This window comes from Micromonospora sp. NPDC004540 (assembly GCF_040610095.1).
Lineage (GTDB): Bacteria > Actinomycetota > Actinomycetes > Mycobacteriales > Micromonosporaceae > Micromonospora.
This window is the reverse complement of record NZ_JBEXLR010000033.1, coordinates 43,697-53,550: the sequence shown is the minus strand read 5'-3', so window position 1 is coordinate 53,550 and position 9,854 is coordinate 43,697. Positions and strand designations below refer to the sequence as shown.

5 protein-coding genes are annotated in these 9,854 nt (G+C 75.5%); 2 read left to right on the top strand and 3 right to left on the bottom strand.

All coding sequences use genetic code 11. The features are described 5' to 3' along the window. Window positions 1-71: 71 nt before the first annotated feature. Window positions 72-1,235 carry an acyl-CoA dehydrogenase family protein gene (locus tag ABZV78_RS14100; protein WP_355638516.1) on the bottom strand — a complete coding sequence of 388 codons (1,164 nt, stop codon included), beginning with the start codon at window positions 1,233-1,235 and terminating at the stop codon, window positions 72-74. 248 nt (window positions 1,236-1,483) lie between these two features. Here ABZV78_RS14100 and ABZV78_RS14095 point away from each other — a divergent pair, with 248 nt between their 5' ends. Further along, a complete protein-coding gene (locus ABZV78_RS14095) occupies window positions 1,484-2,911 on the top strand; it encodes a UDP-glucose/GDP-mannose dehydrogenase family protein (RefSeq protein ID WP_355638514.1) in 1,428 nt (475 codons plus the stop codon). 162 nt (window positions 2,912-3,073) lie between these two features. After that, window positions 3,074-7,984 (top strand): permease, encoded by a 4,911-nt coding sequence (locus ABZV78_RS14090; RefSeq protein WP_355638512.1) that lies wholly within the window; start codon window positions 3,074-3,076, stop codon window positions 7,982-7,984. 57 nt (window positions 7,985-8,041) lie between these two features. Here the strand turns inward: ABZV78_RS14090 and purE are convergent, their stop codons facing one another. Next, window positions 8,042-8,533: a 5-(carboxyamino)imidazole ribonucleotide mutase gene (gene purE / locus ABZV78_RS14085; protein WP_355638511.1), complete on the bottom strand. Its 492-nt coding sequence runs from the start codon at window positions 8,531-8,533 to the stop codon at window positions 8,042-8,044. Between the two features lie 40 nt (window positions 8,534-8,573). Next, entirely contained in the window at window positions 8,574-9,746 is a 1,173-nt protein-coding gene (locus ABZV78_RS14080) for a 5-(carboxyamino)imidazole ribonucleotide synthase (protein ID WP_355638509.1), read from the bottom strand. Window positions 9,747-9,854: the final 108 nt, after the last annotated feature.

The following is a 9,854-nucleotide window of genomic DNA, read 5'->3' as shown; positions in this document are numbered from 1 at the left end:
CCGCCAGCATCCGCTGGGAGCAGGCCGTCTACCTCACCCGGCCCGCCCGCCCGATCGTCGCCCCGAAAGGGTCAGCCCTTGAGCAGCTGGCGCGCCATGACGATGCGCTGCACCTGGTTGGTGCCCTCGTAGATCTGGGTGATCTTGGCGTCCCGCATCATCCGCTCGACCGGGTAGTCGCGGGTGTAGCCGTAGCCGCCGAGCAACTGCACCGCGTCGGTGGTGATCTCCATGGCGGCGTCCGAGGCGAAGCACTTGGCCGCCGCGCCGAAGTAGGTCAGGTCGGCGTCGCCCCGCTCGGACTTGCCGGCGGCGGTGTAGGTGAGCTGCCGGGCCGCCTCCAGCTTCATGCCCATGTCGGCGACCATGAACTGGATGCCCTGGAAGTCGGCGACCGGCTTGCCGAACTGCTTGCGCTCCTGGATGTAGCCCTTGGCGTAGTCCAGCGCGCCCTGTGCGATGCCGACCGCCTGCGCGGCGATGGTGACCCGGGTGTGGTCCAGGGTCCGCATGGCGGTGGCGAAGCCGGTGCCCTCGGCGCCGATCATCCGGTCCGCCGGGATCCGGACGTTGTCGAAGTAGACCTCGCGGGTCGGCGAGCCCTTGATGCCGAGCTTCTTCTCCGGCGCGCCGAAGCTCACCCCGGCGTCGGCCTTCTCCACCACGAAGGCCGAGATGCCCTTCGAACGGGCTGTGGGATCCGTCACAGCGAAGACCGTGTAGTACTCCGACACGCCCGCGTTGGTGATCCACCGCTTCACGCCGTTGAGCACCCAGTGGTCGCCGTCCCGGACCGCCTTGGTGGTCATCGAGGCGGCGTCGCTGCCCGCCTCCGGCTCGGAGAGGCAGTAGGAGAACATCGCGTCGCCGGCCGCCACCGGGGTCAGGTACTTCCGCTTCAGCTCCTCGGAGCCGGCCAGGATCAGCGGCATGGTGCCCAGCTTGTTCACCGCCGGGATCAGCGAGGACGAGGCGCAGGCGCGGGCGACCTCCTCGATCACGATGGCCGTGGCCAGTGCGTCCGCGCCGGCGCCGCCGTACTCGACCGGGATGTGCGGGGCGTGGAAGTCGGCGGCCCGCAACGCGTCGTAGGACGCCTTCGGGAACTCACCCGTCTCATCCGCCTCAGCGGCGTGCGGAGCGACCTTCGCCGCACAGACCTCCCGGACCGCCTCCCGGATCGCCTCGTGCTCCTCCGGCAACCGGTAGACGTCGAACGACTGTTCTGCGGGCATGTCAGCCCTCCCCTTTCACCGCTATCATGCGCAGTCTGTGACGCCCGGAGGCCGCCGACTGCCGCAGACTGAAGGATAGCCACCGGGGTTCAGCCGGACCCTACCGGCGGGTAGGCTCGCGCACGAGCGGGGGCGACATGCCACAACTACCCTCACACACGACGACAGAGTTCCCTCGGTGCCGGCCCTGGCGCCCCAGCCGAATGCGACGCGAGGAAGCGCCGCCAGTGCGAGCGGAGAAGACAGGCGTGACGATCCCGTACCCGAACACCCAGCCGATGCCCGCCATCGCCGCGGTGACGCCGCCCTCGGGCGCGGCCCGACCCCGGGTGACCTTCCTGGGCACCGGCTACCTCGGCGCGACGTACGCCATCTGCTACGCCGAGCTGGGCTACGAGGTCCTCGGCTTCGACGTGGACGCGGAGAAGATCGCCAAGCTGAACGCCGGCGAGGTGCCGATCCACGAGCCCGGCCTGGACGAGCTGCTCCGGCGCAACCTGGCCGCCGGCCGGCTCCGGTTCAGCACCGACATCCAGGAGACCGCCGACTTCGGCGACGTGCACTTCATCTGCGTCGGCACCCCGCAGCGGGCCGACGGCATGGGCGCCGACCTGTCGTACGTCGAGGCGTCGGTGACCAGCCTCGCCCAGCACCTGACCCGCAAGGCGCTGATCGTCGGCAAGTCCACCGTGCCGGTGGGCACCGCCGAGTGGGTGGAGCAGCTGGTCGGCAAGCACAGCCCGGCCGACCTGGGCGTCGAGGTGGCCTGGAGCCCCGAGTTCCTCCAGGAGGGCTTCGCCGTCGACGACGTGCTGCGGCCCAACCGGATCGTGGTCGGCGTCAAGAGCGAGTGGGCCAACGGCATGCTCTACGCCGCCCACAAGGGCGTCTTCGACCTGGCCGCCACCGAGGACCGCGAGGTGCCGCTGGTGGTCACCGACTTCGCCACCGCGGAGCTGGTCAAGGTCGCCGCGAACGCCTTCCTGGCCACCAAGATCTCCTTCATCAACGCGATGGCCGAGGTCTGCGAGGCCGCCGGCGGCGACGTCACCCAGCTCGCCCGCTCGATCGGGTACGACCCCCGGATCGGCAACCGCTTCCTCCAGGCCGGCCTCGGCTTCGGCGGCGCCTGCCTGCCCAAGGACATCCGGGCCTTCCAGGCCCGCGCCCAGGAGCTCGGCGCCGGCGAGGCGCTGCGCTTCCTGCACGAGGTGGACCTGATCAACCTGCGCCGCCGGACCCGGGTCATCCAGCTCGCCGCCGACCTGCTCGGCCGCCGCTCCGGCCCGGCGGGCCCGGACCTCTCCGGCACCCGGATCGCCGTGCTCGGCGCCACCTTCAAGCCGAACACCGACGACGTCCGCGACGCCCCGGCCCTCGCCGTCGCCGCGCTGCTCGGCAAGGCCGGCGCCGACGTGCACGTCTTCGACCCGCAGGGCGTGGAGAACGCCCGCCGGTCGGTGCCCGAGCTGACCTACGAGGCGACCATGAACGACGCCGTCAACGGCGCCGACCTGGTCTGCGTCCTCACCGAGTGGGCCGAGTTCCGCAACGCCGACCCGGTCGCCCTGGGCGAGCTGGTCAACGGCCGCAAGGTGGTCGACGGGCGCAACTGCCTGGACTCCACACTGTGGACGCAGGCCGGTTGGGAATACCGCGGCATGGGCCGCCCCTGACCCCGTGAACAGTCGGCCGGCCGGCCGGGGACCTGATCCCCGGCCGGCCGGTTCTTTTTGTTGTCCGGAACGCGCCCGCAACTGTCGAAATCCCGGCCCGGTCAAGGCATGCTGCGACTGGGAGGTCCACCGCACGGGGGGCCGACCGGACGGGAGAGTGTCGTGCAGACCTTCAGGTGCGCCTCGTGCGGGCGGGAGATCAAGCCCGCCGTCGTCTGCCCCCACTGCGGCGCGGACCAGCCACAGTGGGCCGAGCACCTGGCCGAGATCGAGCGCTCGATCGCCGAGATGAAGGCCCGCGACGCCGAGATCGCCCGCGAGCAGCGGCAGATCGCCGCCAAGATGCAGGCCGCCCTCTTCCAGCGGGACATCCTGGCGCACGCCGGCGAGGAACGGATCAAGCAGGCCACCCGGCCCCGCCGGGTGCTGCGCCGCCGGCCCGGCCGCCGCCCGCCGACCGCCACCACCGGCGCGCCGCCCCGGGTGCCCCGCCAGGGCGCCCCGTCGACCGGCCCGGACGACCCGCCCCCGCCGCCACCCCGCAGCCGTCCCCAGTGGCTCGACGCGGACGACCCGGAGCACCCGCCGGAGGCGTCCTCGCGGGAGGTGCAGAACATCCCCCTCGGCCTCGGCGCGCTGCTGCTCGGCGTCGCGGCGGTGGTCTTCGCCGCGGTCGCCACCAGCTCGATGGACGCGCTGGCCCGGCTCGGCGTGCTGCTGGTCGCCACGGTGCTGATGCTGCTCGCCCCGCCGGTGCTGGCCCGGCGCGGGCTCACCTCGACCGCCGAGACGATCGCCGCCGTGGGCCTGCTGCTGGTGCCGCTGGCCGGGTACGCGCTCTGGGCCGTCGACCGGATCGGCGGCGGCACCTCCGGCGCCGCCTTCTCCGGGTCGATCTTCCTGGTCACCACCCTGGTCGCCTTCGGCTACGCGTACGGGACGGGGCTGCGGGCGCCCCGCTTCGCCACCGTGCTGGCCGCCCAGCCGGTGCTGCCGCTGCTGGCGTACGAGCGGATCACCGGGCCGGCCGGCTGGGCGCTGGTGCTCACCGTGGTGGCCGTGGTCGACCTCGCGCTGGCCCGCTCCGCGGTGGTGGTCGAACGCCCGGTCCGGCGGGACCTGCCGGTCGCGCCGCCGGAGCCCGTCCCGCCCCGGCAGCGCGCCGCCGACGACCGGCCCGAGTCGGACCCGGAGGAGTCCCCCGAGGTGGTCGGCGGGGAACCGCCTCCCGGCGCGGAGCCCGTCCCGCCGGCCCGCCCGGTGCCCTGGCTGCGCGAGCTGACCTGGCTGCTGCACGGCGTTGCGGTCGCCGTCGCCCTGGCGTACGCGGTCACCGCCCTGCTGCGCGCCGCCACCGTGCCGGCCGCCGCCGGATCGGGCGCCGTCCTGCTGCTCGCCGCGCTGGTCGGGCTGGCCGGCACGCTGGTGCTGCGCCGCCCGCCGCTACCGGACGTGGGCGCCGGCATCGTCACCCTCGCGGTGATCGGCGCGCTGGGCCGGGTCGCCTCGGTCGCCTTCCCCGGCCGGTCGCTGCTGCTCATCGCCGCGATCATCGCGCTCACCGGGTTCGCCGTCCGGGGCGTACCGGAGGCGGCCCGTCGGGGTCCGCAGCTCGCCTCGGCGGTGGCGCTCACGGTCAGCGGCATGGTGGTGGCCGGCGGCGCGCTGCGCGCCGGGCTGGCCCCGGTCCACGCCGCGCTGCCCGCCTGGTCGGCGGACCTCAGCGGCTGGCACGCCGAGCTGGCGGCGGCGGTCGGCCCGACCGGCTGGCAGCTCGCCGCCAGCGCCCTGCTGCTCACCGTCGCCGCGGTGGTCGCCCTGCCGGCGGAGATCCGGCGCGAGTTCGCGGTGGTCGGGGCGGCGCTGACCGCGCTCGCCGTGCCGGCCTCGCTCGGGCTGGGCTGGGCGACCGCCTGCTGGCCGATGCTGCTGACCGCGGTGGTCATCGGCGTGCTCGGGCTCACCGCCGGCACCGAACGCGCCGCGGTCGCCCACGCGGTGACCGCCGCCGGGCTGGGGCTGATCGGGGCCGGGGCCGCGCTCGCCCGGCCCGCGCTGACCGCCGCCGCGCTGACCCTCCTGTTCCTGGCCGGCGCGCTGGTCTCGCTGGCGCCCCGGGTCCGGATCGCCGCCGCCGCCGCGGACACCGTCTGCGCCTGGGCCGCCGGCGGGGCGGCGTTCGCGTTCCCCGGCGCGGTGGCCGCGTTCGTCGCCGCCACCGTGCCGACCGCGCCGACCCTCACCCCCGCGAACCTGCGCGAGGTCACCGTCCCGATCCTGGCGGCGAGCTTCCTCGGCGTCTGCGTCACGCTCGGCTACGCCGCCCTCGTCCAGGTCGCGCAGCGGCGCCTCAGCGTGCCGCACGCGCTCGGCACCGTGCTCGGCGCGGTGGCGGTCGCGGCGGCCGGTTTCGGCGCGCCGGGCGCCACCACGGCCGACGCCTGGGTGGGCGGGCTGCTGCTGGTCGCCGCCGCGCTGCTGGCGCTGGCCCCCCGGATCGACGCCGGTCGCCGCGCCGACCTGTCCCTCGACGGATCCGACCTGGCCCTCGCCGCCACCACGGTGGCGCTCATCGCCACCCTGGCCAGGATCGCCGCCGTGCTCGCCCCCGGCGGCCAACTCGTGGTGGCCGCCGCGCTGGTGACCATGGTCGCCGTCGCCGCCCGGGCGATGCCCGAGGAGTGGCGGCGCGGGCCGGTCCTCGGCATCACGGTCGGCGGCACGCTGATCGGCCTGATCGCGGCGTGGAGCGCGCTGCGCGGCGGGGTCGGCGTGCTGGCCACGCCGGGCCCGATCTGGGCCGGCGACCTGAGCGGCTGGCCCGCCGCGCCGACCGGCGGGTCCACCTGGCAGGCGCCGGTCGCGCTGGCGCTGCTGGCCGTGGCCGCCGGCATCCTGCTGCCGCCGCCCTGGAAGTACGACGTCTCCGGCGCGGCCGCCGTGCTCGCCACCATCGGCGCGCCGGCCGCGTTCGACCTGCCCTGGTGGTCGCCGGTGCTGGTGGGCGCCATGGTCGCCACCGTCTTCGGCATGGCGGCGGTGGCCGCGGCCGACCCGCGGGCGGCGCTCTCCCGGGCCACGGTGGCCGGGGTGGTCGCCCTGCACGCCGCCGGCGCCGGGCTGGTCCGCCCCTGGACCACCGCGCTGGCGCTCGGCAGCATCGCGCTGATCGGGGTGACGGTGGCCGCGCTGGCCCGGACGCTCGCGCCGGCGCTGGTCGAGGACGTCCGCACCGAGGGGATGCCGCCGCACCTCGTGCAGATCGGCGGCGCGGCGGCCGGCGCCGCGCTGCTCGCCCTGCCCGGGGCGGTGGCCGCCCTGGCCGCCGAGTACGGCCGGCCCCCGCAGGTGGTGCTCACCGCGGCGCTGGCCGCGTCCAGCATCGGCCTGGCCGCGGTGGCGGCGGCCCGCCGGCAGATCCCGCAGTACCTCCCGTACGCGAGCGTGGCCGTGGTGGGGGGCGCGACGGTCAGCGCGGCCGCCGCCGTGATCACCCACCTCCCGGCCGGGGTGTACGCCGCCGCGGCGGCGCTGCTCGGCGTGCTCGCCGAGCTGATCCGGGCCGCCACCGTCCCGCCGGTCGGCTCGGCCCAGCCGGTGCGCCGCTGGTCGGTGCTGCTCAACGGGGCGCTGCGCCGGGCGCCGGACGATCCGACCGAGCTGCGCTGGCGGGTCAGCCCGGCGGCCGGGGCGCTCGCCGCGGCGGCGCTGCCCACCGCCCTGGCCCTGGCCACCCTGGCGCCGGCGCTGGTGGTGGCGCTGGTCGAGCCGCTCACGGTGCTGTCCCGGATCTGGCAGGGGCCGCCGCCGGAACTGCTCACCCCGCCACCCGAGGCGGTGGACCCGACCCACGTGCTGACCGCGCTGCTGCTCACCGCGACGGCGGCGCTCGCCGCCACCGGGTTCAGCGGCGGCCGGCGGTCCCGGGCCGTGCCGGTGATCCTGCCCGGGGCGGCCGTCACGCTGCTGATCACCCCGGTGGCGCTCGGCCGCGGCTGGCCGGTGACCGCGCTGGCCGGGCTGGCCGTCTTCACCGTCTCGATGCTGGGCCTGGCGCTCACCCCGCCGCCGCCGATGGCCGAACCGGCCCGCTCGATCCGGGTGGCCCGGGTGCTGGTGTTCGCCATCGGGCTGGCCGCCGGGAACGCCGGGCTCGCCGGGAGCCTCGCCACCCGCGAGCTGACCCTCTTCACGCTGGGCGGCGCGGTCGGCGTGGGCGCGGTCGCCGCGCTCTTCGGCACCACCCAGCGGGCCCGCATCCTCGGCTGGCTCTTCGCCTCGCTGATGGCCCAGCTCTTCGTGCTCACCCTCGGCCTGGTGGCCGGGCTCGCCGCGGTCTGGTCCGCGTTCGGCGTGCTGGCGGTCGGGGCGGCGCTCCAGGTCTTCGCCGCCGCCCTCCCCCGGCTGCGCCGGCCGGAGGCCTACCGGGAGGCGGCCACCGTGGAGTGGAGCGGCCACGCGGCGGCGCTCATCGCGCTGGCCCTGGCGTACGACTCGCCCCGGCACATCGCCGCGCTGCTGGCCGCCTGGGGCGCCGTCCTCGGGGTGGCGGCCAGCCGCCCGGGCCGGCGGCCGATCGAGCGGAACCTGCTGTTCTGGGCCGTGGTGATCTGCGAGATCAGCGCCTGGTGGATCCTCATGCGGGTGGCCGACGTGGCGCTGCCCGAGGCCTACACCCTGCCGTTCGCCGCGCTCGCCCTGCTGGTCGGGGTGCTGCAACTGCGCCACCGGCCCGACCTGTCGAGCTGGGTGGCGTACGGGCCGGCGCTGGTCGCCGCGTTCCTGCCGACGCTGGCGATCGTGCTGGCCACCGAGTCCAGCATGCTGCGCCAGGTGCTGCTGCTGCTCGGTGCCGTCGCGGTGCTGATCTTCGGCTCGACGAGCCGGCAGCAGGCGCCGGTGATCGTGGGCGCCACGGTCACCGCGATCGCCGCGGTGCACGCGCTGATCAGCCTCGGCCCGTGGCTGGTGCTGATCCCGGTCGGCTTCGTCCTGCTCGTGCTCGGCGCGAGCAACGAGCGCCGCCGCCGCGCCCAGGAACGACTCCAGACGGCGCTGCGCGGAATGAGATGAAAACGGAGGGGTGGGCGCTCGCCGTCGGGGGCGGGCGGAGGGTGCCGGGTCCCCGGATCAGCTGAGCGAGGCGCGGAGGGCCTTCTCCTTCTCGGCGACCAGGTCTTCCAGGCTCGCCTGGTAGGCGGCCATCCGGTCGCGCAGCGCCGGGTCGGACGCGCCCAGGATGCGCACGGCGAGCAGCCCGGCGTTGCGGGCGTTGCCGATCGACACCGTGGCCACCGGCACGCCGGCCGGCATCTGCACGATGGAGAGCAGCGAGTCCATGCCGTCGAGGTACTTCAGCGGCACCGGCACGCCGATCACCGGCAGTGGGGTGACCGAGGCGACCATGCCGGGCAGGTGCGCGGCCCCGCCCGCCCCGGCGATGATCACCTTGACGCCGCGGTCCGCTGCGGACCGGCCGTACTCGATCATCTTGACCGGGGTACGGTGCGCCGACACCACGCCGACCTCGTAGGGCACGCCGAACTCGTCCAGCACCTCGGCGGCGGCCTTCATGGTCGGCCAGTCCGAGTCGCTACCCATGATCAGCCCGACGGTGCTCACGCTGGTCTGCCTTTCGTTCGCGACTGCGGGGCTCGCAAGCTCACTCCTCGCGCTCACTGGTTCCCTCGCGCAGCCAGCGGGCGGCCCGCGCCGCCCGGGCCCGTACGTCGTCCAGATCGGTGCCGAGCACCGTCACGTGCCCGATCTTGCGGCCCGGGCGCACCTGCTTGCCGTACAGATGGACCTTGGCCCCGGGTTCGGCGGCGAACAGGTGGTGCAGCCGCTCGTCGACGGACATGCCGCCCGGCTCGCCGCCGAGCACGTTCGCCATCACCACGACCGGCGCGGTGAGCGACGTGTCACCCATCGGGTAGTCGAGCACGGCCCGCAGGTGCTGCTCGAACTGGGAGGTCCGGGCCCCCTCGATGGTCCAGTGCCCGGAGTTGTGCGGCCGCATGGCCAGCTCGTTCACCACCAGCCCGGTGGGCGTCTCGAACAGCTCCACGGCGAGCAGGCCGACCACGCCGAGCGCGGTGGCCAGGTCGATGGCGAGCTGCTGCGCGGCGACCGCCCGCTCCTCTGGCAGGTCGGGCGCCGGGGCGAGCACCTCGACGCAGATGCCGTCCCGCTGCACCGTCTCCACCACCGGATAGGCGGCGACCTGCCCGAACGGCGAGCGGGCCACCTGCACGGCCAGCTCGCGGCGCAGCGCCACCCGCTCCTCGACGATCAGCGGGGTGCCCCCGGCGAGCAGGGTGGTGGCCAGCTCAGCGGCCTCGGTGGCGTCGGCCACCATCCAGACGCCCCGGCCGTCGTAGCCGCCGCGGGCGGCCTTGAGCACCACGGGCCAGCCGATCTCCGCGCCGAACGCCACCAGGTCGGCCGGGGCCGCCACGGGACGCCAGGCCGGGTTCGGCGCGCCCAGCTCACCGAGCCGCTCGCGCATCACCCGCTTGTCCTGCGCGTGCACCAGCGCCTCGGCCGGCGGGAAGAGCTTCACGCCCTCCTCGGTCAGGGCGCGGATGTGCGCGTTGGGCACGTGCTCGTGGTCGAAGGTGACCACGTCGCAGCCCTTGGCGAAGGTGCGCAGGGCGGCGAGGTCGGTGTGGTCGCCGTACTGGACGTCGGCGGCGACCAGGGCGGCGCCGTCGTCCGGGGCGATGGCGAGCACGCGCAGCGACTGGCCGAGGGCGATGGCGGCCTGGTGGGTCATCCGGGCCAGCTGGCCACCGCCCACCATGCCGACGACAGGCAGTCCGGTACGGGAATCCATAGCGCCGCCAGCCTATCGGGGCGGCGGCCGGCGCCGGCCCGGAGGGCGGCCCCGTCCCACCAGGGCGCGCGAAGGGCTTCGCCAGGTCGCCGCGGTGGCCGGGAGCCG